A 25,625-nucleotide genomic window follows, 5' to 3' on the forward strand; every position below is an offset into this window, starting at 1 on the left:
CTCGCCATGAGCCAACACCCGATCGAACTCACCGTCAACGGCGAGACCGTGCAAAGCACCGTGCCGGCGCGGCGCCTGCTGTCCGACTTTCTGCGCGACGACCTGCACCTCACCGGCACCAAACGCGGTTGCGAAACCGGCATCTGCGGTGCTTGCTCGGTGCTGGTCGACGGCCAGGTCGTCAAGTCCTGCCTGAGCCTGGCCGTGCAACACAACGGCCGCGCCATCACCACCGTTGAAGGCTTGTCGCAAGGTGAGCAACTGCACCCTTTGCAGGAGAGCTTCATGCAATGTGGTGGCCTGCAGTGCGGCTACTGTACGCCGGGCTTTCTCATGACCTCGTGCGCGATGCTGGCGAACAACCCCTCGCCCAGCGAAGAGGAAGTGCGCCATGGCCTCAACGGCAACCTGTGCCGCTGCACGGGCTACACCCAGATCGTCGAATCCATCCTGAGCGCTGCGGAGAAGATGCGTGGAAATTGAAAAAACCTTGTTGCTGGACGCGCCGCCTGCGCGCGTCTGGGCCTTGTTGCTCGACCCGAATGCCATGGGCGCCTGCGTGCCCGGCATGGAATCGATCGATGTGATCAGCGACGACGAGTACGTGGCCGTGATGAAGGTGAAGATCGCCTTCGTCAGCGCGCGCTTCAAGCTCAAGACGCGCATCGTCGAGCGCGACGCACCGCGCTACCTGTGCGCCGAAGGCACGGGTGAAGACGCCTCGGTGGCCAGCTCGCTCAAGCAGACCAGCGAGATGTGGTTGCAAGCGCGCGAGGGGGGCGGCACCGAGCTGCGCATGAAAGTGAAGGTGGATGTGCTGGGGCGCATGGGCACGTTCGGTCTGGGGGTGATGAAGACCAAGGCCGATCGCATGTGGGACGAATTCGGGGTCAATGCGGGGGCCCGGTTGGCGGGTGGCGGGGCTGCTGCGGCAGTGCAGACCGTGGCCGAAGTGGCGGAGGCCGCGCCTGTGCCCGTGTCGAGCGCATCCGAGGCGCCTGCATCGGCAGACGCGGTGCCGCCGATCGCCAGGCACATCGGGCCCGCTGCGCCTCCTGCCGCACCGGCGCGCGCCGTGCAGAGCCTGGGCTTCTGGGCGCGCTTGTTGAGCGGCCCGTCCGCAGCCGCGGGGCAGGACATCCGCGTCGAAGTCCGCCGAGGTGATACCACCATCACCGTGCACTGGCCGGTGCAGGCCTCGCAGGACTGCGCGGCCTGGTTGCGCACGCTGATGTAGCGCGGGGGCCGCTTGGGTTCTTGCGAAGCATGGGCATCATTCCGAATCGGCGGTCTTTGGCCCCTTTTTCATCGTCGTATCCACCCGCCATTTCAAGGCGTACAGCATGGTTGCCTCCCATGTCTGCTCTTGGTCCGCCGCCGAGGCAGAGGTCGCCTTTTTGTGCATCGCGTGGACATGCTCGCGAACCTCTTTTGCCTGATCCCATGAGACTCTGTGCAGCAGGTAGTCTCCGGGCGAGGCGGTCATCATCAACGCATAGACCATGCGAACCAATGCCGGCACCGCTGGACTGTTGCGACCCTTGTTCAGGAGTTCGAGGGCCAGCTTCTCGCCAGCGTATGCTCGCAAATTATGGGCTTGCTGGACCAGCTTGTGAAATTCGCGCACGGTCTTGCCTTTGGTGTGTTGCTCGAGCAAGGTGCACCTGAAGCCCAGCAACTTCGTTCCCGCAAAGGGTTGCTCCGCGAGCAAATCGGCGAGGCGCTTGCGATGCGGTGATTTCATGAGTTGCTTCACTACTGTCCGGTTAAAAGTCGAACAAATTCAATTGGTTAACGGCGTCGGGCATATCGGTCTGGGACGCGTCGGCCTGCAAGGCGCATGAAATCTCGGTTTTCTCGAAGACCGACACCGACAAGATCTGTAGACATGTGTAAAGCGAGACATCGAGTTGAAGCTCCTTCTTGACGATGGCAATGAGCACGTAGGTGGCCACGGCACACCACACCTGCGTCTTCACGGCGTTCTCGCTGTTGCCGAGAAACTTCTTGATGCGCAGATGCTGCTTGATCCATTTGAAGAACAGCTCGACTCGCCAGCGGCTCTTGTACAGCGCGGCGATCGTCAGCGCCGGCAGCGCCGTGTTGTTGGTCAGGAAGATCAGTGTTTTGCCGGACTCGGGATCCTTGAATCGCACACGCCGCAAATGCTCGGGATACTTCTTGGCCGAGTAGTGACCGTTGAGCATGACCTGCTGGTCGCTGATGACGCCAGTGCTGCGGTCGGTGGGTGCCGAGTAGACACGTCTGGCATCCATCGGCGACTTCGCGCGCGTAACGAAGAAGGCGCCAGCCTGGTGCAGCGCATACAGCCGTGCGAAGTCCACATAGCCGCGATCCATCACGTAGAACGCACCGGCCTCGAAACTCAGCATGTCCAGCACGTTCACGTCGTGCAGCTTGCCATCGCTGATGTGGATGAAGGCCGGGATAGCGCCGCGCAGATCCAGCAGCGTGTGCAGCTTGATGGCCGCCTTGGTCGATCGAAACGGTGCCCAGTCGAACAGGCTCAAGCACAGATCGATGGTGCTGGAGTCCAGCGCATAGACCGTGTTGTCCAAGTCGACGCCGAGCGCATCGTTCGCGTACAGCTTGCGTGCGCGCCGGATCAGCAAGGCAGCCAGGTCCGACCAGATGCGCCAGTCGCGCGATTCGTTGGCGTCGGCCAGCGTGGAGCGCTTGACCGCCGAGCGAAACCCCATCGCATACAGCTTGCCGGCATTGGCCGACAAGCTGGCCTCGATGTCGCGCAGACTCTCTCGCCAAGTCAGCTGCGCGAAGGCCATCGCCCGGAACTGCTCGGCGCACGACAGCGCTCGCACACCCGAGTTGCCTCCATGGCGCTGCACGATGCGCGCGAAGCTGGTCCATGGGACGAACTCCATGATCTGAGAAAACAAGGTCTTGCCGATGTGCACGCGCTTCCCCAGAGACAGTCAAGCCCGGGAAAGTACGCGGTTTTGGAAGAGCGAAGTTCAAATCGGCACCAAACGAAATCGGTCTGCAACCCGCGCCAATGCTTGATCTCAGGCTCGGCGCGGACCATTTAACCGGACAGTAGTGGAGTTGCTTGATGGCGATCTCCAAGGCTTTGGCTTGTGCCTTCACCTGGTTTTCCGGGCATGCCAGGAGGGCATGGCAGACGTTCTGTACCTCGATGGGGTAGAGCTTTCGCATGTCGGTATCGCGCTGGATCCGCTCCGTGATTTCCGCGTGCGTTCTGGCGGCAAGCGCCGCGCGGCTGATGTGTTGTCTCAATTCCGGGAGACCGTGCTGCTCCGCAAACGGGTAAGTCCATTTCTGTGCCTTCTCGTACGAACGCAGCACGCTGGGGGGCGGGAAATACTTCAGCATGTGCAGCGGTTGAGGCAAGGTCTTCAGGATCGTCAGGACCTTTGCGCCGTCGCCCGCGTCGATCGCGGTCATCAGGTCGTTCTGGACTTGCGCGCGGCGAAGGATCTCGTCCGCATTCTGCAATTCGACTTTCGCAGCCGCTCCCGCTGCCTTCTCAGTGGGATCCCTGAGGTCGGCAGGACTGCGGGGCTTGCGGGCGACGCCCGTGGTGGCCGTGATGGTGGTGTTTGTGGTGGTGGTTGTCGTCGTGGCCGTGGTCGCCGACATGCTGTTCATCGTGGTCGGCGCCAGCGTCGATGTATCGGACACGCTGCGCTTGTGCGATTTGCGTTGCTGCGATGTGCTGGCGGTGCTTCTTTCCATGCGCGAGTCGATGGAGGAGGCGGTGGTGCTGATATCGCTGTGGCCTGCGCCGCTGCGCGGGACGGTCTTGGGTGTCGCCTTGAGTGGGGCGACGGTGTTGGCCTCTTCGTCGTCGTTGTCTTCTTCTTCCGACCGGTAGTCCGATTCGGACAGCTGATCGGCATCGATCTCCTGCGCGATCTCGCCCACGGTTTTGGGGGCGGGTTGCTCCTTGTGGATGTCGACGTGGACGCGCCATTGATCGCAAATCCACTGCAGCATCTGCTCGCAGGCCGGGTCGCCCAACAGGCCCTGGATCGTTGCGGCCTTGCGCAGCAATATTCCCGCCACCGTGACCGCCTTGTCGCTCTTGCCCGGGTAGGCGTCAAACCCCATGTAGACGCCCAAGGCGTCTGGTGTCTCGCTTCCACAGACCCGCCGGTTCTCGACGACCAGGGCTTGCAACTGCTGCTTGACGGTCTCGACGTGGTGGGGGACTTTGAAGAGTTCCTCGACCAGCAGACTGCGCGCCTCGATGGCCTTGCGGGTGTTGTTCCAGTACAAGCCCCGTTGTTCTGCCTTGCGGTCCACGACCGCGAAGACGACCGTCGTGCTGTTGCTCGCGTTTGCGGTGGAGGTGGTGTTGGCCTGGCTTCGCGAGGTGCCGCCCCGTCCGGCTTGCTTCTGAAGCGGACCTAGGGTGATGCCCCAATCGCTGGGTGGCGTGACGGGGTTGGCCGAATGAGGGCGGGGGGTGGCGGTGCTTTGGGCCATGGATTGAACTCCAGGTGGGAATGGGTTCCGTGGGTAACCCATGCCATCCCGAGGTTCCCCCATGGGGGAAGCCGCGTCGCTTGCCCGTGGGGCGGGCGAGGCGTCTATGCCGCCGCGCCCGGATACGGGCTGTCGTCCACCGCCGACAGCATCGCCCGCGCGAGCCGCTCCATGAGTTCGCGCCGCAAGGGTAGCGAGGCCGTCTCGTCCCAGAGGTTGCGCAACTCCAGCGGGTCCGCGCCGAGGTCGTAGAGCTCGCCCCACGGCTGGCCGTCGTACACCGTCAACCGGTGTTGGTGGTCGCGCAGCGTGCGCATGCGCACACGGCGGTCCATGCCGAAGTCGCTGCGCTGGCTCTCTTCCTCGATCAGCAGTTGCGTGCGCACCTCGGTGGCGTCGCCACGGATCACGGGCAACAGCGAGGACCCTTGCATGCCATTCGCCGCTGGCAGGCCCGCGCGTTCGAGCACGGTGGCGGCGATGTCGATGGTCTGCGTCAGCGCGCTGCTGGCGGCGTTCGCTGAAGCCTGCGCGCCATCGCGCCAGATGAAGGGCACGCGCGTCAACGCGGGGTAGTGCAGCCCGCCCTTGAACATCAGGCCGCGCTCGCCCAGCAGGTCGCCGTGGTCGCTGGTGAACATCACCACGGTGTTGTCGTCCAACCCGAGCGCGCGCAATTGCGCCATGACGCGGCCGATGCTGTCGTCGATGTGCGCCAGGCTGCCGTGGTTGAGCGCCAGCGCTTCGCGCACTTCCTGCTCGGAACAGGCGAAGCTGCCGTAACCGGGGCGAAACGCCGGGTTGGCGCGGCGCTGCTCGCGCAGCCATGGCACAGGCGGCGGCGGGTTCGTGAGCTCGGCGTTGAACGAGGCGGGCAGGGACACGTCTTGCGGGCGGAACATGTCCCAGTACCGGCCCGGTGGCGTGAACGGGTGGTGCGGGTCGGGGAACGAGCACTGCACGAAGAAGGGCTGGTCTTCGCGCGCCAGCCGCGCGAGTTGTTCGCAGGTCTGGGTGGCGATGTAGGCCGTGGGGTACAGCTCTTCGGGCACGCGCGTGCGCCAGGCCTGGCGCAGTTTCGCCAGCTGCAGGCCGGGCGTGGGAATGGCGTTGTCGGGGCCGATCAGTTGGTCCGCGTCGGGCGTCTGCTCGCGCAGCCAGCGCCGCCAGTGGCCGTGTTGTTCGTCGGCGTGGCCGATGGTCAGGCGCGCTTGCTCGAAGCCGTAGTAGGGCAGGTCGAGCTCGAACGTGGGGTCGTCCTCCCAACGCTTCCACACCTCTTGCCCGTAGCGGCCGGGGAAGGGCTGCAGCGCGTCCTGTGGCCGGCGCTGGGCGGCCGAGGGCCACAGGGGCGGGATGGTCGTGATGTTCTGCAGGTGGCACTTGCCCACCAGCGCGGTCTGGTAGCCGGATGCGCGCAAAGTCTCGACAAAGGTGCGTTCGCCCAGCGAGAGTTCGCGCCCGTTCATCTGCAGGCCGTGCACGCTTGGCAAGCGCCCGGTCATGAGCGAGGCGCGGTTGGGCTGGCAGATCGGGGTGGCGACGTGGAAGTGATCGAAGCGGCAGCCCTGTGCGGCCAGCGCGTCGATGTGCGGCGTGCGCACCTCGGCGTTGCCGTAACAGCCGAGGTGGTCGGCGCGGTGCTGGTCGGTGATGAACAGCAGGAAGTTGGGGCGCTTGCGCGTCACCTCAATCTGCCTTGATATTGAGTTCCTTGGCCAGCTTGCCGTAACGCTCGTTGTCGGCCTTCATGAAATCGGCGAGCACCTGTGGCGAGCCACCCAGAATGTCCAGGCCCGCGCCGGCCAGCTTCTCGCGCACGTCGGGCAACTGCAGTGCGTCGTTGAACTCCTTGTTCAGGCGAGTGACCACGGCGGCAGGGGTGCCGGTGGGCGCGAACACGCCGTACCAGGCGTTCACTTCGACACCGGCCACGCCTTGTTCGCCGGCGGTGGGCACGTCGGGCAGCAGCGGCGAGCGCTTCTTCTCGGTCAGGGCCAGGGGCACCAGCTTGCCGCCCTTGATGTGCGGCACCGCGCCGCCCAGGCCGGTGAACAGCAGCTTGACTTCGCCGCTGAGCGCGGCGGTGATCGACGGGCCGACACCGCGGTAGGGCACGTGCATCAGGTCCACCTTCGCGGCGCTCTTGAGCATCTCGCCCGCGAAGTGCATGGGTGAGCCGTTGCCGGGGCTGCCGTAGGGCAGGCCGGGCGACTTCTTCGCGGCCTCCAGCGCGGCCTTGAGCGTGGTCACGCCGAGCTGCGGGTTGGCCACCAGCACCATGGGCGTGGTGGCGGGCGAGATCACCGGCACCAGGTCCTTGTGCACGTCCAGGCCGCCGCCCGCGCCGGCCGGCAGCACGTGGGGCGAGATCACCATGGTGTTGGGCGTGAGCAGGATGGTGTGGCCATCGGCGGCCGAGCGCGCGACCATGCCTGCGCCCAGCAGCGCGCCTGCGCCGGGGCGGTTGTCCACCACCACCGGCTGGCCGAGTTTGGGGGCGAGTTTCTCGGCCAGCACGCGCGCCGCCAGGTCGGGGCCGCCGCCGGGCGGGAAGGGCACGACGATGGTGATGGGCTTGCCAGGGAAGGTTTGCGCGAGCGCCGCGAAGGGCAGTGCCGCGGCCAGTGCCGCGCCGAGCAGGCCGAGGGTGAAGTTGCGCTTGTGGTTTGAGCTCATGTCGGTCTCCGGTTCGTGGTGGTTGTGGTTGTGGTGATCAGGCCGTGGCCAACGGTTCGTTCCAGGCGTCGTAGCCGTACACCCAGTCGGCGTTGCCCTGGCCCTTCATCCACTGGTTGCCGCGCGAACCGATCTGGATCTTGGCGGTGCGTTCCTGGCGCGTCTTCTCGTAGCGGCGCAGCGCTTGCACGGCTTGCGCGCGGTCGCTCACACCGGCCAGCGCACGGCCCAGCACCACCGCGTCTTCGATCGCCATGCCCGCGCCTTGCGCCATGAAGGGCAGCATCGGGTGGCTGGCGTCTCCCAGCAGCGTCACCGTGCCCACCGACCACTGCGGCAGCGGGTCGCGTTCGTACAGCGCGCTCTTGAGCGTGGTGTCGCAAGCGTCGAGCAGCGCGCGCGCGTCGGCGTGGAAGTCTTTGTAGAAGCCGCGCAGTTCGTCCACGTCGCCTTCGCTGGTCCACGATTCCTCGGTCCAGCTTTCCTGCCCGGTGGTGGCGAACACGAAGGTTTCCTTGCCCTGGTTGAGCGGGAAGGTGACGATCTGGCTGTGCGGGTTCGGGCCCCACCACTTGGTGAAGGCTTCGATCTCGGGCACGTGCCGCACGCGCGCGGTGGGCACGACCGAGCGGAACGACACCACGCCGGTAAAGCGCGGGCGCTCCTCGCCGAACAGCGCAGTGCGCACGCGCGAGTGGATGCCATCGGCGCCCACCACCACGTCGAAGCGGCCTTCGCTGCCGTCCTCGAACTGCACGTTCACGCCCGCGTCGTCCTGCGTGAGCGTCTTCACGCGTTTGTCGAACTGGATGTTCTCGAGCGGGAAGTTCTCCGCCAGCGCGTTGATGATGTCGGCGCGGTGGATGGTGACCTGCGGCGCGCCGTACTGCTGCTCGGCGATGTTGCCCATGCCCAGGCGCGAGGTTTCCTGGCCGGTGTCCCAGTCGCGGCTGATGCGAAAGGTCGGGCGCGCGCCGCGCTCGCGGATCGCCGGGCCCGCGCCCAGTCCGTCGATGGCGCGCACCACGTTGGGCGTGAGGTTGATGTCGGCGCCCACGCGCGAGAAGCCCTTGGCCTGCTCGAACACGGTCACGTCATGGCCTTGCTTGGCGCAAGCGATGGCGGCGGCCAGTCCGCCCACACCACCGCCGGCGATACCGATTTTCAAATTGCTCATGGGGCTGCTCCTGCCATTGCGATCCGCGCATTGTTCTGCGCATGGCGTGTGCGCTCAACCGCTCGGACGCTCGAAATGGGTACGATTCGTCCATGGATGTCCTCAGCGAAGTCCTCGCCATCTGCCGCGCCGAGCGCGCGGTGACGGCGCGGTTCCACCTCTCAGCACCCTGGGGCCTGCATTCCAACGGGGTGTCGGGCTCGGCCATGATCCGCATGGCGCGCGGCGCGCCCTGGTGGGTGGAGGCGGCGGGCGGGGGTGGGCCGGTGCGCGTGGAGCCGGGCGACCTGGTGATGATGCCGCTGGGTGCGGCGCACCGCATGGGGTCCGCGCCCGATGCGCCCACGGTACCGTTCGCGCAACTGCTCACCCAGCGCACGCCGGGCGCTCGCGACGAAGCCCCGCTGGACCTGCGCCATGGCGGCGGTGGCGAAGGCTGCGAAATGTTCAGCGCCTTGCTGTGGTTCTCGGCCTACTGCCGGCACTCGGTGCTCAGCGTCCTGCCACCGCTCATCCACGTGCGCGCGAGCGAACTGCCCACCGCGGTGATCCTCGCCGCGTCCATGGAAACCCTGGTCACCGAAACGCTGGACCAGCGCCCGGGCTGGCGCCTGTCGGCCAGCCGCATGGGCGAGCTCTTGCTCATCAACATCCTGCGGGGTCACCTGTTGCGCGAGGCCGGTGCGGCAGAGGCCAACTGGTGGCGCGGCCTGTCGGACCCCGCGATTGCCCGCAGCATCGCCGCCATGCACCGCGAGCCCGCGCGCAGCTGGACCGTGGAAGCGCTGGCACGCGAGGCGGCCATGTCGCGCTCGCGCTTCAGCGACCGGTTCAAGACTCTGGTGGGCGACACGCCGATGGGCTACCTCGGCGGGCACCGCATGGCGTTGGCCGCCGAGCAACTGGAGGCCGGCTTCCTGCCACTCGCGCAGGTGGCGCAGGACGCGGGGTATGAGTCCGACAAGGTGTTCGCGCGTGCGTTCCGGCGCTGGTCGGGCTTGTCGCCGACGGCGTATGCGAAGCGCGAAGTGGCGCGCAGGACGGCGATGAGCGATCCGCACACGGCTTCGGCACAGCACTGATCCGTTGGGGAATGCCACCTCGGAACGGTTGCGCAAGGGCCGTTACCCAGGCCGAGATTCAACGCATGTCTGCGTTGGACGCAAGCTTGAAGGAGTGATGGTGAAGCGGACCACGACAGAACCGGGATATGTGCCCCTCCCTTTATCCATGGGTACCAATCCTCCTGCGCAGAAGCCGCGTGTGGTGCAGCAGGACCCATTGCCACGTGTCACGCAACAGGCACCGTCGCAAGGCACCCAGGGCGCGCTGCCCCCGGCCTTTCAACAGCCTCCGCCTGTCCCCACGGTACGCCGGGATCAGCCGCGCTTCTTCACCTCGGAAAGCCTTCTCAGTGGCGCTTACACGGTCGGCCAGGGAACGCAGCAGCAGAAGCGCTTTCTGCCCATGAGTGCCTTCCATCCCACGCGAGTCCCGGTGCCCACCGTGTCGCCATCTGCCGCGGCTCCACAGGCGCTTGCGCCGTGGATCCTGGAGGAGGACGAGGTGCTCGAGGCGCATCCTCACATCCATCTTCAGGCCGGGAGTGGGTATCGATTTGAAGATGACAAGGGCCGTCGCTTCGAGTTGCGATGGAGCGAGCTTCCTGAGCTGTGGTGCGATGGCAAACGGTTCGTTGAACTGCCGGATGCCGGTGGTGCTGTCCAGATCCTGGGGGCGTTGTTTGACGCGGAGCTTCGATCGCCTGGAGAGTATGTCGAATGCCAACAACTCAATGGAAAGATCCTGAAAATCAAAGGAAAGGGACTCCTTAGCAGAACGACGGACGGGTTGAATTCCCTGGCGGCGGTCTTGGGCGCATCGGTGGTGCAGCGCTTTGGAAAAGCCGATGTCCAGGTCGTTTGCAAGTTGCAGGTTGTTCCAGCCATCACCCGGCCTGCAGGAGCCGTTGGGACATCGCAATGAAATGGACTTGCCCATATGGGTCTCCTCCTCCAAGGCAACGTTCCCGCAACCGTGCCCGTGAGAGCGTTATCCAGCGGCACGGGCGGTGCCACCCCGCCTGCCGCGACCCCAAGGAGCTCTCATGAAGCGGGTCGCCGCAGATTCAGATCTGCGGGTATTGCCGCAGACACCGACACACACACAACCGCGTCAACGTCGCCGCGAAGCGGGTGCTGAGCAAGGGAGGCGCATCGAAGTGCAGCCGGCGTTGCCGGCTGTGGTCACCGCCACGGCAACGGTCGTTCCGAAGCTTCAGACCATGACGCCGACCGTCGAAGCACCTCCGGGACCCCACAAAGGCACTCCTCTCGAGGACCACCCTGTCATCCGGCTCGAGACGGGGAAGTGGTACTGCTTCGTCAGCGGAAATCAGCTCTATGAGCTGCAATGGAGCAAGACCCCCGAACTGTGGCGGGACGGAGCACGCGCCGTCGATATCGAGAGTACGAACGGTGCCGTCCAGCTCCTGGGAGCGTTGGTCTACGGTCGAATAAAGTCGCCAAACAAGCATCAGTCACGCCGGTCATACGCACAACAGGTGCTGCAATTCAACGACCAGCCTTACAAGAACCTGGACTCGGCGTTCAGCGTGCTGCAGAGTGCTTTCGTGCGATCGGCTTTTTCCATGCGTGGGGCCATGGGCACGGCTTTCAGGCTTCAAGTGGAAGGTCCTTTGCCGCAGCGGCTCTCCCTATTGCCGGATGCTTCGAGCGAGCCGCCCTCGCTGGAGCAAGCCTCTGCGCAAGAGGCCGTCACCAGCGATCTACCGGTCCCGGCGTATGACGTCAGCAGGTACTTCGCGGCCGCAATACCGTTGACAGGCGTGCTTCAAGAACACCCCGGCGGGCCGCAGAACAATGCGCCGCGAGCCGAGCAGCCACCAGAAGCATGGGAAGCGTTTCTGAACCCGGAGCCCTGGCGCCGTGCGAGGGCCACGCCTGGCGTTACCGGCACTGGAACCGCAGATCCGCGGGACAGCGTGGGTGCTGCAGGCTTCGGACTGTGGGACGCGATCCAGCAAGAAGACGAAGCCGCCGTCCTGCGCCATCTGCTGAGGCCGGGCGCGTGCAGCGAGCAGATCCTCCAACTGGCCAGGCAGATGGCGGCCTCGGATCCTTCGGAGGCGCGTGACCGCATCGTGGCTGCCGTGGAACAGGCGGCCATGCTGAACACCCACACAGGTTGACGAGGTTCGGACTCGCCCAGCGACGCGGTGAGGCGGTGTAAGCCGGTGGGGATTCGCCCATGTCCCCAGTACGATCGCAGTTGCTGTAGTTGCGGCCGTTGGCCTGCCCGGGAACGACGATGAAACCAAGTGCTCACGCTTCGATGCCTTTGTCGGCCATGCACAAGTGCGTGCATCTGCTGAAGGCGATGACCGAACCCGGTCCTCACCACGTGTCGACGCTGGTGAAGGCCACGGGCTTGAACAAGGCCACGGTGATACGCATCCTGGACGTGCTCACCAGCGAGGGCTATACCGTGCGCGGACCTGACCGCGCGGTGCGGCTGGGTGTCGAGGCATTCGTGCTCGCCGCCTCTCTCGCCAGCACGGCCAGGCCTTTCGAGGGCGCTCGTCCGGGTCTTTTGCGTCTGGCGGCCGAGAGCGAGGACAACGCCTTGCTGTCGGTGCGTTCGGGGCCGGACATCGTCTGCATGGACCAGGTGCAGGGCACCTACCCGATGCGCGCGGGCTACCTGGCGCCGGGTCGACGTCTGCCACTGGGCGCTGGCAGCGCCGGCGTGGCATTCCTGGGGGCCATGCCCGAGCAGGAGGCCGATGCGGTGATCGACGCCAATGCCCCGCGCCTGCTGGGCATGGGACGCATGGAACTCGACGACGTGCGCCAGCAAGTGAGGCTCGCCCGTCGGCAGGGTTATGCGTTGGTCACCAATGTGGTTTTTGAGGGAACCGGCGGTATCGCCGTGCCGGTGCGGGACGCCGATGGCCGACCCGTGGCGGTGCTGTCCATCGCGGGCCTGGTGAGCCGGCTGCAGGCGCGGGAGGCCCAACTTGCGGCCATGCTGCTGCGCGAAGCTTCGGTGCTACGCGGCAGCGCCTGAACGCCGAAGACCTTCTACGGACGCTCTTCGGCGTGGGCGGTGGGCGTGCCCGTCTCGAGAATGAACAGAAACCGGTCCATGAATTCCTGGATGACTTTCACTTCGCTCTCATTCCAATGCTGGAGTTCCTTTTCGACCAGGGAACTCATGCTGCCAGGCTTGAGCAGCGTGTTCATCATCCTGTCCACGGATTTCAGGCCCAAGGCCGTGAGCTGAACCAGAAATCCGCCGGCATGCAACGGGTCGCGGTTGCGCAAGACCAGCTTGGCGGCGCATAGGCTGTCGATCTGCTTGGTCATGCCGCCCGACGAAACGAGCTGGGCCCGGAACAGATCGGTGGGCCTGAGGGCGTAGGGCCGACCGGATCGCCTTAGCGCGAGCAGGAGGCGGACCTCCGACGGCAGCAGTTTGAACTCCTGCTTGCACAGGGCCGCGAACCGTTGCTCCTGCAAGCGCGCAGCCCTCGTGAGCCACATGAGGCACTGCAATCCGTCCAGCCGCAGCGCGGGGTCCTCTCGGTGCCATTGGTCGATGCTGCCGGAAATCACATCCTTGGTCACGCTGTTCTCCAATATCTTTCCAGAAAGATGACAGTGTGCCGCAATGTGGTCGACGCACACAAGTTCTTCTGTGGAATAGGTGATTACCCGTGGCTGCAGGGGTTCGGGTTCAATGGGCAAACCAGACCTTCTCCGCTTTGAAGGAAATGCCGTTCTTTCTCTTGCCAGTCGGTTTTCCGTGTCGCAGAATTCATCTTGCTGGAAAGATGTTTTTGAAATGTGACCCACGACACAAGGAAAATCGATGACGGACAGGACCATACGGATCGGTGCTGGAGCGGCTTGGTGGGGCGACCGGGTGGAGCCGGCGGCGTTGAGCGCCGAGAAGGGCGATCTCGACTACCTGTGTTTTGAAACCATGGCCGAGGCCACGGTGTCGGCCGCCCAGGTGCGGGCCCGACGCGACCCCAGCTTTCAGGGCTACGACACCTATCTCGACGACCGCATGCGTGCGGTGCTGCCCGCTTGCATGCGGCATGGCACCAGGATCGTCAGCAACCAGGGCTGGATCAACCCGACCGGTGCGGCCCAGCGGGTGGTCGAGCTGTTGCGCGAGGCGGGGTACCACGGTGTCAAGGTCGCGGCGGTCAACGGCAGCCTCATCACCGACCGCGTGTTGTCGATCACGGATCGGATTTCTGAGAACGGGCAGAGCACCTCGACACTGGCGCCGAACCTGATTTCGGCCGAAGCCTATCTGGGTGCGGAGCCCTTGGCGCAGGCCCTGCGCGAGGGCGCCCAGATTGTGCTCAGCGGTCGCGTGGCCGATCCCTCGATCTTCCTGGCCCCCATGATGGTTGAGTTCGGCTGGGACCCGCTGGACCACGAACGGCTCGCGCGCGGCACCGGCCTGGGGCACCTGATGGAGTGCGGCGCCCAGGTCACGGGCGGCTACTTCTGCGATCCCGGTTTCAAGGAGGTTCCCGAACCCTGGAACTTCGGCTTCTCGATTGCGGAGGTGACGGCCGACGGCAACGCGGTGCTCACCAAAGTGCCGGGCACGGGTGGTGCAGTGAACCTGCGCACGGTGAAGGAGCAGATGCTCTATGAAGTGCACGACCCGGCCCACTACATCACGCCCGATGTGGTGGTGGATTTCACCACCGCCCGGCTTGAGCAGGTGGGCCCCGATCGCGTGCGTGTCAGCGGCATCTCCGGCAAGCCGCGCACGCCGACGCTGAAGGTGTCGATGGGCTGCACCGAGGGCTTCATCGGCGAGGACATGTTCTTCTATGCCGGACCGGGCGCGCTTCGCCGCGCGCAACTGGCCAAGCGGATTCTCGAAGAGCGCTTCCGGATCGTGAATCTGCAGGCCGAGGAATTCCGCATCGATTTTCTCGGCATCAACGCCATTCACGGCGATGCCACACCGGCCGACGCGCCTGAGCCTTATGAGGTGGCGGTGCGCGTGGCGGCGCGCACCGCCACGAAGAAGGAAGCTGAGAAGGTGGGACGCGAGGTGGACGGCATGGCGGTCTCCGGCATCGCGCACACCGGCAAACGCGTGCCCCACCAGGACCGCACGCGAGAGGTGATCGGTGTGTGGTCGTCCCTGGTTCCGCGCGAGCAGGTTCCAGCATCCATTCAGTATTTCGAGAGTTGAACGATGAAAGTCCTTCTGCAACATGTGGCGCACGCGCGATCGGGCGACAAGGGCAACACCTCGAATATCTCGGTGTTTGCCTACGAATCGGCGTTCTACCCCCTGCTCAAAACGCAACTGACGGCACAGCGGTTCAAGGCGTTCTATCGGGGGGCCATCCAGGGTGACGTGACCCGGTACGAAGCGGAGAACATCGATGCCCTGAACTTCGTGTGCGAAGGTGCGTTGGGCGGTGGTGTCTCGCGCAGCTTGTGTCTGGACAACTACGGCAAAGCGCTGTCGGCCGCCATCCTGGGTTTTGAAATCGAGGTCCCACAGGCGCTGGTCGGCTTGCTGCACGGCACGCACCTGCTCAGGCCCCTGGAGGGCACGCCATGAGCGCCGCCGATCCGGGGCAGGTTCCCGACTATGCAGGCATGCTTCGGCTGGATGGCCGCAACATGGTCGTGCTGGGCGCCGGGCAGGGCATCGGGCGCCAGGTCAGCCACGCGCTGGCGCAGTGTGGTGCGCGGGTGCTGTGCGTGGACCACGACCCGGCGTTGGCCGATGCCGTGGCGCTGGAATGCGGTGGCCTGGCGTGTGCCGCCGATGTCACGCAGCGCGAAGGCATGGCGCAGGTCTTTGCACACGCCGAACGCCACTGGGGCGCGGTGCACGGCATTGTCGACATCGTCGGCCGCGCACACATCGCGCCCATCGAAGCCACCTCGGACGAGGCCTATCAGGCGCAGCACGACATGGTGTTTCGCCATGCCTGGCTGGCCTTGCAACTGGGTGCGCCGGCCATCGCCGCATCGGGCGGCGGATCGATCGTGTTCATCGGATCGACCTCGGCGGTGACGACGCACGCCAACCAGTCGCTCTACGGCGCCAACAAGGCGGCACTGCACCACCTGGCACGTTGTGCGGCCGTGGAGTACGGCCCGCGCGGCGTGCGGGTGAACACCGTGGCCCCGGGGACGACCCGCACGCCCCGCGTAGAGGCGTTGATCGGCGACGGATGGGACGACGTGCACGCGGTCATCCCGCTGCGCAGGTCTGCCGAGCCGGCCGACATCGCCAGTGTCGTGCTGTTCCTGATGAGCCCGTTGGCCCGGCATGTCACGGCGCAAGCGCTGGTGGTCGACGGCGGCATCACGGCCACCACCATGCGCTCGGGGGTGCGCAAAGAACCTCAAGGAAACGTTCCATGAACCACGAAGACAACGAAGCGCTTTGCAGGGTTGGCAAGGGAACCCCGATGGGCGAATTGCTGCGCCGCTATTGGCTTCCGGCGGGCCTGTCGTCCGACCTGCCATCGCCCGACAGCGATCCGGTGCGTGTCCGTTTGCTGAACCAGGACCTGGTGGCGTTTCGGGACAGCGAAGGGAAGGTGGGCATCCTGGACGAGTTGTGCCCTCACCGGCGCGCTTCGCTGGTGCTCGGGCGGGTGGAGCAGGGCGGCATCCAATGCATCTACCACGGCTGGCGTTTTGACGTGCGTGGCCAGATTCTGGAGATGCCCAATTGCGATGACGAAGCGGTGCGCTCCCGGTACAAGGCCACGGCCTACCCCGTGCGCGAAGCGGGTGGCGTGATCTGGACCTACCTCGGTGAGCCCGAACAGTGCCCGGTGTTTCCCGAGCACCCGTGGATGGCGATACCTGAGAGCCACCGCTACAACCGCGTGATGGCGAGCCACTCCAACTTCGTGCAGGTGCTCGAAGGTTTGCTGGATTCGTCGCACCTCGGCGTCCTGCACCAGGACGCGCTGCCGAAACCCGATGGGTCCAACCAGTTCGCGCACTTCGGGAAAACCGAGAGTTTCCAAAGCATGACGACGTCGCGTGCACCGCGCATTGAAGTGGAGGAGACGGACTTCGGTATGTACTACGCGGCCTTGCGGGGCGGTGTTCACGAGGGCGAGCCGGTACTGGAGACGCGTGTGACCGCGTTCGTGGCGCCGTTCACCGTCTACGTGCCCTTCGATACCGGGAGAGTGGCGTTGATGGTGGTGCCTGTGGACGACGAGCACACCCACTTCTACAACATCCAGTGGGACGAGAGCCGTCCGCTGGGCGAAGAGCCGCACCGAAGTGCCATCGACCATGCCGGTGGGACACGGCCCGATGTCGCGCAGTGGTGGGGCTTCAGCCGGGAGGCCCATGGACGGCCGGGCACGGCCTGCCGCGAGAACAACTGGCTGCAGGACCGCGTGGCCATGCGCCAAGGCAAGTCGTTTTCGGGCTTGCCGGTGTTCTATGCCGAGGACACGGCGATGACCTCGTCCATGGGGCCCATCTCCGATCGCGACGAGATGCTGGTGCCCGCCGACGTCGCTATCGTGCGCATGCGCCGGCTGCTGCTGGCGGCGGCACGCCGTGTGCAGGCCGGCGAGCGGCCACCCGCGTATGCCGATGGGCAGGTCGCGGGCGATGTGGTCCCGATCGCGACACGCATCCGAGCCGACGGCGACTGGCGCGAGCTCGTCCGCCGCACACAAGCCGATGTGGAGGGTGCATGACGCCAAGCGCATCCCCATCGACCGTGGTTCGCGAGATGCAGCAGCGCGTACGCGCGCTGGGCCCGGTTTTCAATCCCGACGTGCTGCTCGCCACGCGTGCCATCTACCGGGAACACATCGCGACGGAGCAGGTCAGCGAACAGCTCGACGTTCCCTACGGCCCGCACGAGCGGCACCGCCTCGATGTGTACATGCCGGCCCAAAGGCCGCGCGCGGTGGTGGTCTTTGTCCATGGTGGCGGATTCATCGGTGGGGACAAGCGGGACGACGGCGTCTTCTATGCCAACGTCGGACGCTTTCTGGCCAACGCGGGTTTCGCCGCGGTGTTGATCAACTACCGCCTCGCGCCGGCGTTCGGCTGGCCGTCGGCTGCGCACGACGTGCGCGATGCGCTGGCCTGGGTGCACGCAAAGGGGCTTGGCTCCGATACCGGTTTGCCGGTGTTCGTGTGGGGCCAGTCCGCCGGCGCCAGCCATGTCGCCACCTGGATGTTCGACGACGCCACCCGGGGATGCGATCTCGGTTCCGTGGCCGGCGTGCTGCTCATGAGCGGGTACTACCACCCATCGGCACCCATGTCGCCCAACGCCCAGGCGTACTTCGGTGCCGATCCGAACTCGCACGAGCGCCGTTCTTCGGTGGTGCAGGCCAAGAAATGTGCCACGCCACTCTGGCTGAGCATGGCGGCGTTCGATCCGGGTGACATGGCCGCGCGTTCGTTCGAGCTGGCTCAGCGGATCTCTCAGCTCAACGGACGTCCCCCGTCGTTCGTGTGCTTTCAGGACCACAACCACGTGTCCACGGTGTTGAGTCTGGGATCGCCTCAGACCGATGTCGGCGATGCCGTGCTCGGTTTTATTCATTCGGTTTTGTCGGGAGATGGGTCTTGAGTACCTTTGACGTGCGGGTGCACGCCATTCGGTTGGAGGCCGGAGGCGTCTACTCCTTCGAGTTGCAATCGCTCGACCGTTCCGCGCTGCCGGCGTTCACGGCCGGTGGACACATCGACGTGTTCCTGCCAAACGGTCTCGTTCGGAGCTATTCGCTGGCGAATGCCCAGAACGAGACGCACCGCTATGTGATCGGCGTGCACAAGGACCCCGCCAGCCGGGGTGGTTCGAGTCACATGCACGAAGACATCCGGGTCGGTCAAAAACTGAGAATCGGCACGCCTCGCAACAACTTCGTGTTGAACGAACAGGCAGAGCACACCGTGCTGATCGCTGGCGGCATCGGCATTACGCCGCTGCGTTCGATGGCCGATCGGCTGTCGGCGCTGGGCAAGCCCTGGACGCTTTACTACTGCGGCCGCGAGCGCAATTCGATGGCCTATGCGCAAGAGTTCGCGAACGCGGGTAGCCACGTGCATCTCCACGTGGATGCCGAGTCCGGTGGGGCCCTTCTGGACCTTGCGAAGGTGGTGGCATCGGCGGCGCCGAATGCGCACTTCTACTGCTGTGGCCCGAAACCCATGCTGGCTGCGTACGAGGCCGCGACTGCGCATCTGCCGTCCGAGCGTGTGCACGTCGAATACTTCAGCGCCAAAGAGAGTGCCTCGGTGGAAGGCGGCTTCCGTGTGGAGCTGGCACGTTCGAAGCGCAGCGTGGTGGTCGAGCCGGGCAAGTCGATTCTGGACGCGGTACTCGATATCGGCGTGCAGGTGGAGTTTTCGTGCATGGACGGCATCTGCGGTTCATGCGAAGCACGCGTCCTGGCGGGAATTCCGGATCACCGCGACTCGGTGTTGTCCAAGAGCGAGCGCGAGGCCAATGACCGCATGCTGATCTGCTGCTCAGGGTCCAGGACGGACTGCATCACCCTGGACCTTTGACCCATGGCGACCGATCTGCATTCCTTGCCGACGCATCTGCGTCTGGGGTTGAGCTCGCTGGACGCCGAGCACGCCGATTTGCACCAGGCCATCCTGGTGTTGCGCGATGCATCGCACGACAACGTGCAACCGGCTCTGCAAGCCCTGCGTGCGCAGGCGGCGGCGCATTTCGCATCGGAAGATCAGGATTTGCGCCAGATGAAGGACGGCAACGCCTCCTGCCACATCGACGAACACGCTGCCGTGTTGAAGTCGCTGGACGAGGTCGATGAGATCCTGAGCAACGCCGAGTCGACGGACGACACGAAGAGCCGGCTGGTGCGGATGCTCGTGGACGAGCTGTTGCGCTGGTTGCCAGAACACGTGAATGAAATGGACGCGGCGGTGGCTGTGCACCGCTCCAAGCACCGTTTCGGCGGCGCTCCGGTGAAGTTGTCGCGTCCGTCTGCCGAGAGGTTGAGCGCGTGAACACATTTCTCACCAAGCCCAACCGACAGCCTCTGGCCTATCTGGCGGGATCGGCCGTGACCCGTTACGGTCGGCATGAGGGCCAATCCAGCCTGGACCTGATGTCGCAGGCAGCCGAAGCGGCCTTGGCCGATGCGGGCCTGCAGCGAGGCGATGTGGACGGCGTGCTGTGTGGCTACACGACAACCCTGCCGCACATCATGCTGGCGACGCTGTTTGCGGAGCACTTTGGCGTGCGCCCTTCATACGCGACATCGCTCCAGATGGGCGGCGCCACCGGCTTGGGGCTGCTGATGCAGGCCGCGCAGTTGGTGCGCATCGGGGCCGCCCGGCGCATCCTGGTGGTGGCCGGCGAAAACCGGGCCACCGGACAAAGCCGCGATTCGGTCGTGCAAACGCTCGCCCAGGTGGGCCACCCGGTCTTCGAAGTGCCGCTGGGCGCAAGCATTCCAGCCTACTACGGTCTGGTGGCGGCGCGCTACATGAAAGACCATGGGGTGGGCGAGCGCGACTTTGCGGCCCTGGCGGTGCTGATGCGCCAGCATGCCACCCGGCATCCCGGCGCGCAGTTTCGCACCCCCATCACGGAAGACGACGTGCTCGCGTCCAAGCCTGTGGCCTCGCCGCTGAAGCTGCTCGATTGCTGCGCCACGGCCGACGGCGGCAGTGCCTTCGTTGTGACGCACGAGCCCTGCAGCGCCCATGCGGTGCGCATCACCTGTGCGGCTCAACACCACAACGCGCAGCACGTCAGCGCCATGGAGGACATCACCGCGTTTGGCGCAGCCGGTTGTGTGGCGCGTGCCCTGGATGGGGCCGGTCGCTCGTTGGCCGACGTCGAGCACGCGGCGATCTACGACAGTTTCACCATCACGCTGGGCATGCTGCTCGAAGAAATCGGTCTCGCGCCGCGCGGACGTGCCGGGCCTTTGGCACGCGAAGGCCACTTTGGTCGCGACGGCGTGCTGCCCCTGAACCTGCACGGCGGCTTGCTCTCGTATGGGCACTGCGGCGTGGCGGGTGCGATGGCACACGTGGTGGAAGCCCACTTGCAGCTGACGGGTCGTGCGCAGGATCGGCAGACCCGCCGCGCCGGGCTGGCGCTGTTGCATGCCGACGGGGGCGTTCTGTCGTCCCACGTCAGCGTAGTTCTGGAGAGCGCATGACCGCGTCGACACCTCCGCTTGAGTTCCAGCGTTGTGGTCAATGCGACCGGCGCTGGTACTTCACCCGTGACTTCTGCCCCGGGTGCGGCAGCCACGATGTGCAACGCCAGGCTTCTCAGGGGTCGGGCGTTCTGTACACGTCCACGCTGGTTCACCGCGCCCCGGCAGAGGCATTCCGTGCCCTGGTGCCTTTTCGCCTGGCGCTGGTCGACATGGACGAAGGCTTTCGCGTGATGGGCCACACCGAGGCCGACCTCGCCATCGACGACCGCGTCGTGTGCGAGATGCGCGACATCGCCGGCCGTTTGCTTCCGTATTTTCGAAAGGATGTTCGTGTCTCTTGACCCCCGAGCTGCGCTCAGACGTGCGCTGAATCCCGCCTCGATCGCCGTGATTGGCGCGTCGGACAACCCCAACAAGATCGGTGGGCGTCCCATCGCCTACCTGTCTCGCTACGGCTACCAGGGGAAGGTGTTCCCGATCAACCCCATGCGCTCGGACGTGCAGGGCATGCGTGCGTTTCCCAGCCTGGCGTCGCTGGACACGGCGCCCGATCTGGCCATCGTGGCTGTGCCCGGTGACGCTGCGGTGGACGCGGTGCAGCAATGTGCCGACGCGGGTGTGTCGCTGTGCATCATCATGAGCTCCGGCTTTGGTGAGGTGCACGAAGCAGGCAAACGCCAGGAGGCTGCGATGCGCGCCATGGCCAAGGCCGCCGGCATGCGCCTGGTCGGCCCCAACTCGCAGGGCCTGGCGAACTTTGGCACCGGTGCGGTGGCCAGCTTTTCGACCATGTTCACCGAGGTGGCGCCTGCCGACGGCCCCATCGGCATCATCAGCCAGAGCGGCGCGATGTCGGTCGTGCCTTACGGACTCTTGCGTGCGCGCGGCCTCGGTGTGCGGCATTCGCACGCCACCGGCAACGACTGCGACGTGACCGTGTGCGAACTGGCCACCGTGGTGGCCGAAGATCCCGAACTCAAACTGCTCATGCTTTACCTCGAGCAGATTCCCGACCCGTGGCATCTCGCCGAAGCCGCGCGCGTGGCGCGCGAGCGCGATCTGCCGATCGTGGTGCTCAAGTCCGGTCGCACCCCGGCCGGCCAGGCCGCCGCCCAGTCGCACACAGGCGCCTTGGCCAGCGAAGACCGTTCTGTCGATGCCTTCTTGCAGGAGCACGGCATCTTTCGTGCACAGTCTGTGGCGGACTTGGTGGCGTCTGCGCCGCTGTACCTGCAGGGCTGGCGCCCGCGTGGCCGGCGCCTGGTGGCGATCAGCAACTCCGGCGCGGTGTGCGTGTTGACGGCCGATGCCGCAACACGAGCACACATGCCCCTGGAGCCGTTGAGTGCCCACACGCAAAAGGAACTTCGGTCGATCCTCCCGGGCTTTGCGAGTGTGGGCAACCCCGTGGACATCACCGCTGCGCTGCTCACCAACAGCCAGCTGTTTGGCGACATCCTGCCTGTGATTGCGCGCGACCCGGCGGCCGACGCGTTCCTGGTGGGGGTTCCCGTGGCCGGAACGGGCTACGACGTGGACGCGTTTGCGCGCGATTCCGCCGCGTTCGCGTCCGATACCAAAAAGCCTCTGGTGGTGGCAGCGCCTCAGGAGCTGGTGGCCGGGCCGTTCCGCCAGCAGGGCCTGGTGACGTTCACCACCGAGGGCGAGGCCATCGACGCCTTGTCGAACTACCTCTCGCACATGGAGTTGATGGCGGCGGCGCGGTCGCATGCACCGACGTTTGTGCGTCCATCCGAATCAGCCGGGCCGCTGGTGCTGCTGGACGAAGCCCAGAGCCTGCGGTCGTTGGGGGATGCCGGTGTGCCCGTGGTTGCCCACCGCTTGTGCCACAGCGAAGCTGAGGCCGCTGCCGCTTTCGCAGACCTCGGTGCCGTGCGGGTGGTCGTCAAGGGATGTACCGCCGAGGCTTCGCACAAGTCCGAGCTGGGTCTGGTCGAGTTGGGCTTGCAAAGTGCCCAGGCCGTGCGCGAGGCCTATGCCCGCATGGTGGCTGCGGCTGGCGCGGCGGGAATTGGTTTGTCCGGTGTGCTGGTCGCCGAGCAGATGAAGGGCCAGCGGGAAATGATGATCGGCGCGCGCATCGACCCCGTGTTCGGCCCGCAACTGCTGGTGGGTGACGGCGGCAAGTACGTCGAGGCCATGCCTGACATCAGTCTGTTGCCCGCCACCGCCACCCTGGCCCAGGTCGAGCGCGCCGTGCGTTCGCTGCGCATGGCCCCCCTGGTCGATGGCGTGCGCGGCGAACCGCCCATCGATCTACAGGCGTTCTGCGAGGCCGCAGTCGCCGTGGGTCGCCTGATCGCCAATCCTCACAGTGGCATTCGCCAGCTCGACATCAACCCCGTGATCGTTTGCGCCCAGGGTGCTGGCTGCGTGGCTGTCGACGCGGTGGTGTACCGCGCGGATGCTGTCCCCATCCCTACCCACGACCAAAAGGAGACGACATGCTGTCCCACGACGACAACGAATTGATGTGCCGCAGCGGCCCGGGCACGCCGATGGGCCAGGCCATGCGGCGCTTCTGGATGCCGGTGGCCACGCTGACCGATCTGCCGGAGCCTGGTGGCGATCCCCGTGCGCTCGAATTGCTGGGCGAGCAATTTGTGCTGTGGCGAGACGCGGCCGGGCGCCCGGGGCTGTTTGCCGATGGCTGCGCCCATCGCGGTGCCTCGATGCTGCTGGCGCGCGCCGAGGAAGATGGCCTGCGCTGCATTTACCACGGCTGGAAGTTTGCCGTGGACGGCTCGGTGCTGGATGTGCCCAACGTCACCGACGCGAAATTCAAGCAACGCATCAAGGGCCGCGCCTACCCCGTTCGCGAAGCCGGTGGGCTGCTGTGGGCCTATCTGGGCCCCAAGGACAAGGAGCCGCCATTTCCTGCGTGGCCTTTCATGGAGGTGTCGGAAGAGCACCGCATCACCACGACTTCGATCGTCGATTCCAACTACGTGCAGGTGATCGAGGGGTTTGTGGATTCCTCGCATCTGACGATCCTCCATTCCACCGCCCTCGCTCGCACGAACGGCGAAGACCTGGACTTCGCCAAGAAGACCAACCACATGCAGTTCGATGCGGCGCCGAAGCTGGAGGCTGATGCGACGGACTTTGGCTTTCACTACGTGGCGATGCGGCCGTCGGGCGACAAGGTCATGGCGCGCGTGGCGTCATTCGTTGCGCCGTTTTCTGTCGCAAACCCGAACGGAAACCTCTGGCTGGCGGCCGTGCCGATGAACGACGAGCGCTGCTACTTCTTCCACGTGCTGTGGGACGAGGTGCAGAAGGTGGGTCTCGAGCCGTTGCGCTCCAAACAGAAGACGTTCACGGGGCTGGACACGCCGACCCTTGAGCAGTACGGCATGACCTGGGAAACCTGCGACGGCCCGCGGACGATGAAACGCGAGAACCGCTTCCTGCAGGACCGGGAGCTGATGCGCCAGGGCCATTTCAGTGGCTTTGCCAGCTTCAACCAGGAGGACGCTGCCTGTTGCGTCTCGGCAGGCGGCATCCGGGACCGCAGCTACGAGATGTTGTGCGCGGCCGATGTCGGCATCGCCCGTCTCTACCGTGCCTTGCTCGATTGCGCGAAGGCCGCGCGCGACGGCAGGGAGATACCAGGCGCCGACCTGCAGATCGGCCATGTACGCGGAATTTCGGCGGAGATCGAGGCAGGAGCGGACTGGCGTTCGCTGGTGCCCGATCACGGCATTGTGAGTCGTTGAAGGAGTGGTTTATGTTGAGCAGAGAAGACAATGAGTTGCTGTGCCGGGTCGGTCCCGGAACGCCCATGGGCCAAGTGTTCCGGCGTTTCTGGAACCCGGTGTTGCTGGAGGAAGAGCTGCCGGGTCCTGACGGGGCACCTGTACGGCTTCGTGTGCTGGGCGAAAACCTGATCGCCTTCCGTGACACGTCAGGGCGTATCGGGTTGATCGACGAAGGCTGCCTGCACCGGCGCGTGTCGCTGGCGCTCGGGCGCGTCGAGCAGGGCGGCATCCGCTGCCTGTACCACGGTTGGAAGTTCGACGTGGATGGCAAGGTGCTGGAGACGCCCAATGCGGCCGACACGCGCATCCGCGATCGCCTGCGCACCCGCGCCTACAAGACCCGCGTGGAAGCCGGCATGGTATGGGCCTATATGGGCCCGCCGGAGAACGAACCTTCCTTCCCCAACTGGCGCTTCATGCAGTTGCCCACCGAGAACCTGAAGGTGGTGCGCCTGGACGCCGCCGCCAGCTACATGCAGGTGCTCGAAGGTGGCGCCGACAGCTCGCACGTGGGCATCCTTCACACCAACTTTGCGCGTCCGGGCTGGATGGACGGCGACTTCGAGGCCAACAGCGACGAAGACAACCCGGCCGCGCTCGCGACCAACGATCTCGCGCCCGACCTGCTGCTCGAAGACACCCAGTTCGGCTTCCACTACGCAGCCGTGCGCAAGATCATCGACGAAGGCGATCCGCGCAAGAACATCCGCATCGTGCCCATCGCCATGCCGAGCACGCGCATCATCCCGTCGCCAGCGATGCAGTTTGTCGTGTTCGAGATTCCGATCGACGACGAGAACACACGCACCTTCAGCGTCGGCTTCCGCACGGACGGCCAGCCGCTGGTCGAAGACCGCTACGACGAACTGCGCGGACGCGACAACCGCGAACTGGTCGATCCGACCACCTGGACCTACCTGGGCAACTGGGACAACGGCTTCGGCCAGAAGCGCGAGGCGATGACCCGGGACTGGTCGGGCATTCGCGGCGTGGTGATGGAAGACCTGGCCATGGCGCTGTCGCCCGGACCCATCCTCGACCGCAGCGAAGAGCACTTGGTGGCCGCCGATGCAGCCATCGTGCGGGCCCGTCGGCAGCTACTGGAATCGGCACGTGGATTGCAGGCCGGGCGCGATCCCATCGGTGTCGGGGCGGATCTATCGGGTGTCATCGCCTGCGATGACACCGTGGCCGCCGATGCCGTCTGGCAGTCGCTGGCACCGGGACACCACGCCCGTCGTCCTTCATGACCCATTTCCAACCCGCGTCCATCGTT

General features: G+C 65.5%; 26 protein-coding genes. 20 read left to right on the forward strand and 6 right to left on the reverse strand.

Annotation, left to right across the window (positions count from 1 at the left end):
• Positions 1-6: 6 nt before the first annotated feature.
• Both F9K07_RS11545 and F9K07_RS11550 read left to right on the forward strand, forming a co-directional pair.
• On the forward strand, positions 7-483 hold the full coding sequence (locus tag F9K07_RS11545) for a (2Fe-2S)-binding protein (RefSeq protein ID WP_159593106.1): 477 nt from the start codon (positions 7-9) through the stop codon (positions 481-483).
• Positions 473-1,237: a CoxG family protein gene (locus tag F9K07_RS11550; RefSeq protein ID WP_159593109.1), complete on the forward strand. Its 765-nt coding sequence runs from the start codon at positions 473-475 to the stop codon at positions 1,235-1,237. The genes F9K07_RS11545 and F9K07_RS11550 overlap by 11 nt, the downstream gene beginning before the upstream one ends.
• 36 nt (positions 1,238-1,273) lie before the next feature.
• On the opposite strand, the gene F9K07_RS11555 is transcribed toward F9K07_RS11550, so the two are convergent.
• Both F9K07_RS11555 and F9K07_RS11560 read right to left on the reverse strand, forming a co-directional pair.
• On the reverse strand, positions 1,274-1,744 hold the full coding sequence (locus F9K07_RS11555; RefSeq protein WP_159593112.1) for a hypothetical protein: 471 nt from the start codon (positions 1,742-1,744) through the stop codon (positions 1,274-1,276).
• Positions 1,745-1,766: 22 nt separating this feature from the next.
• Positions 1,767-2,936: an IS4 family transposase gene (locus F9K07_RS11560; protein WP_159590777.1), complete on the reverse strand. Its 1,170-nt coding sequence runs from the start codon at positions 2,934-2,936 to the stop codon at positions 1,767-1,769.
• 641 nt (positions 2,937-3,577) lie between these two features.
• Between F9K07_RS11560 and F9K07_RS11565 the strand changes: the two genes are divergently transcribed.
• Positions 3,578-3,874, forward strand: coding sequence for a hypothetical protein (locus tag F9K07_RS11565; RefSeq protein ID WP_159593115.1), 297 nt, complete (start codon positions 3,578-3,580; stop codon positions 3,872-3,874).
• Positions 3,875-3,960: 86 nt separating this feature from the next.
• Complete coding sequence (locus F9K07_RS11570; protein WP_159593118.1) at positions 3,961-4,413, forward strand: hypothetical protein; 453 nt, start codon at positions 3,961-3,963, stop codon at positions 4,411-4,413.
• A 179-nt stretch (positions 4,414-4,592) separates the two neighbouring features.
• Here F9K07_RS11570 and F9K07_RS11575 read toward each other — a convergent pair whose 3' ends face one another.
• The 3 genes from F9K07_RS11575 to F9K07_RS11585 are packed head-to-tail and all read right to left on the reverse strand — an operon-like array spanning position 4,593 to position 8,344.
• On the reverse strand, positions 4,593-6,176 hold the full coding sequence (locus F9K07_RS11575; protein WP_159593121.1) for a sulfatase family protein: 1,584 nt from the start codon (positions 6,174-6,176) through the stop codon (positions 4,593-4,595).
• A 1-nt stretch (position 6,177) separates the two neighbouring features.
• Positions 6,178-7,167, reverse strand: a complete 990-nt coding sequence (locus tag F9K07_RS11580) for a Bug family tripartite tricarboxylate transporter substrate binding protein (protein ID WP_159593124.1) — start codon at positions 7,165-7,167, stop codon at positions 6,178-6,180.
• A 37-nt stretch (positions 7,168-7,204) separates the two neighbouring features.
• Entirely contained in the window at positions 7,205-8,344 is a 1,140-nt protein-coding gene (locus F9K07_RS11585; RefSeq protein WP_159593127.1) for an FAD-dependent monooxygenase, read from the reverse strand.
• Between the two features lie 92 nt (positions 8,345-8,436).
• Between F9K07_RS11585 and F9K07_RS11590 the strand changes: the two genes are divergently transcribed.
• The 4 genes from F9K07_RS11590 to F9K07_RS11605 all read left to right on the forward strand — a co-directional run bounded on the left by F9K07_RS11590 (position 8,437) and on the right by F9K07_RS11605 (position 12,433).
• Positions 8,437-9,426, forward strand: a complete 990-nt coding sequence (locus tag F9K07_RS11590) for an AraC family transcriptional regulator (protein ID WP_159593130.1) — start codon at positions 8,437-8,439, stop codon at positions 9,424-9,426.
• 148 nt (positions 9,427-9,574) lie between these two features.
• Positions 9,575-10,330 carry a hypothetical protein gene (locus F9K07_RS11595; RefSeq protein WP_159593133.1) on the forward strand — a complete coding sequence of 252 codons (756 nt, stop codon included), beginning with the start codon at positions 9,575-9,577 and terminating at the stop codon, positions 10,328-10,330.
• Positions 10,331-10,451: 121 nt separating this feature from the next.
• Positions 10,452-11,555 (forward strand): hypothetical protein, encoded by a 1,104-nt coding sequence (locus F9K07_RS11600; protein ID WP_159593136.1) that lies wholly within the window; start codon positions 10,452-10,454, stop codon positions 11,553-11,555.
• A 119-nt stretch (positions 11,556-11,674) separates the two neighbouring features.
• Positions 11,675-12,433, forward strand: coding sequence for an IclR family transcriptional regulator (locus F9K07_RS11605; protein WP_159593139.1), 759 nt, complete (start codon positions 11,675-11,677; stop codon positions 12,431-12,433).
• Positions 12,434-12,447: 14 nt separating this feature from the next.
• Here the strand turns inward: F9K07_RS11605 and F9K07_RS11610 are convergent, their stop codons facing one another.
• Positions 12,448-13,254: a MarR family winged helix-turn-helix transcriptional regulator gene (locus F9K07_RS11610; RefSeq protein WP_159593142.1), complete on the reverse strand. Its 807-nt coding sequence runs from the start codon at positions 13,252-13,254 to the stop codon at positions 12,448-12,450.
• Here F9K07_RS11610 and F9K07_RS11615 point away from each other — a divergent pair.
• From F9K07_RS11615 to F9K07_RS11670, 12 genes are all read left to right on the forward strand, one after another.
• Complete coding sequence (locus F9K07_RS11615; protein ID WP_159593145.1) at positions 13,238-14,596, forward strand: acyclic terpene utilization AtuA family protein; 1,359 nt, start codon at positions 13,238-13,240, stop codon at positions 14,594-14,596. The two genes, F9K07_RS11610 and F9K07_RS11615, sit on opposite strands and share 17 nt — an antisense overlap.
• A 3-nt stretch (positions 14,597-14,599) precedes the next feature.
• Positions 14,600-14,974, forward strand: coding sequence for an AtuA-related protein (locus tag F9K07_RS11620; protein ID WP_159593148.1), 375 nt, complete (start codon positions 14,600-14,602; stop codon positions 14,972-14,974).
• Positions 14,971-15,789 carry an SDR family NAD(P)-dependent oxidoreductase gene (locus tag F9K07_RS11625; protein ID WP_159593151.1) on the forward strand — a complete coding sequence of 273 codons (819 nt, stop codon included), beginning with the start codon at positions 14,971-14,973 and terminating at the stop codon, positions 15,787-15,789. Before F9K07_RS11620 ends, F9K07_RS11625 begins: the two co-directional genes overlap by 4 nt.
• Complete coding sequence (locus F9K07_RS11630) at positions 15,786-17,099, forward strand: Rieske 2Fe-2S domain-containing protein (RefSeq protein ID WP_159593154.1); 1,314 nt, start codon at positions 15,786-15,788, stop codon at positions 17,097-17,099. The genes F9K07_RS11625 and F9K07_RS11630 overlap by 4 nt, the downstream gene beginning before the upstream one ends.
• Positions 17,096-17,989, forward strand: coding sequence for an alpha/beta hydrolase (locus F9K07_RS11635; RefSeq protein ID WP_159593157.1), 894 nt, complete (start codon positions 17,096-17,098; stop codon positions 17,987-17,989). The genes F9K07_RS11630 and F9K07_RS11635 overlap by 4 nt, the downstream gene beginning before the upstream one ends.
• Positions 17,986-18,930: a PDR/VanB family oxidoreductase gene (locus F9K07_RS11640; RefSeq protein WP_159593160.1), complete on the forward strand. Its 945-nt coding sequence runs from the start codon at positions 17,986-17,988 to the stop codon at positions 18,928-18,930. Before F9K07_RS11635 ends, F9K07_RS11640 begins: the two co-directional genes overlap by 4 nt.
• A 3-nt stretch (positions 18,931-18,933) precedes the next feature.
• Entirely contained in the window at positions 18,934-19,398 is a 465-nt protein-coding gene (locus F9K07_RS11645; RefSeq protein ID WP_159593163.1) for a hemerythrin domain-containing protein, read from the forward strand.
• Positions 19,395-20,564 carry a thiolase family protein gene (locus F9K07_RS11650; protein WP_236581906.1) on the forward strand — a complete coding sequence of 390 codons (1,170 nt, stop codon included), beginning with the start codon at positions 19,395-19,397 and terminating at the stop codon, positions 20,562-20,564. The genes F9K07_RS11645 and F9K07_RS11650 overlap by 4 nt, the downstream gene beginning before the upstream one ends.
• Positions 20,561-20,908: a Zn-ribbon domain-containing OB-fold protein gene (locus F9K07_RS11655; RefSeq protein ID WP_159593166.1), complete on the forward strand. Its 348-nt coding sequence runs from the start codon at positions 20,561-20,563 to the stop codon at positions 20,906-20,908. The genes F9K07_RS11650 and F9K07_RS11655 overlap by 4 nt, the downstream gene beginning before the upstream one ends.
• Positions 20,892-23,060 carry an acetate--CoA ligase family protein gene (locus F9K07_RS11660; RefSeq protein WP_159593169.1) on the forward strand — a complete coding sequence of 723 codons (2,169 nt, stop codon included), beginning with the start codon at positions 20,892-20,894 and terminating at the stop codon, positions 23,058-23,060. The genes F9K07_RS11655 and F9K07_RS11660 overlap by 17 nt, the downstream gene beginning before the upstream one ends.
• Positions 23,033-24,307: a Rieske 2Fe-2S domain-containing protein gene (locus F9K07_RS11665; RefSeq protein WP_159593172.1), complete on the forward strand. Its 1,275-nt coding sequence runs from the start codon at positions 23,033-23,035 to the stop codon at positions 24,305-24,307. The genes F9K07_RS11660 and F9K07_RS11665 overlap by 28 nt, the downstream gene beginning before the upstream one ends.
• Positions 24,308-24,372: 65 nt before the next feature.
• Positions 24,373-25,599: a Rieske 2Fe-2S domain-containing protein gene (locus tag F9K07_RS11670; RefSeq protein ID WP_236581909.1), complete on the forward strand. Its 1,227-nt coding sequence runs from the start codon at positions 24,373-24,375 to the stop codon at positions 25,597-25,599.
• Positions 25,600-25,625: the final 26 nt, after the last annotated feature.

The sequence above is a fragment of the Hydrogenophaga sp. BPS33 genome (assembly GCF_009859475.1).
Classification (GTDB): domain Bacteria; phylum Pseudomonadota; class Gammaproteobacteria; order Burkholderiales; family Burkholderiaceae_C; genus Hydrogenophaga.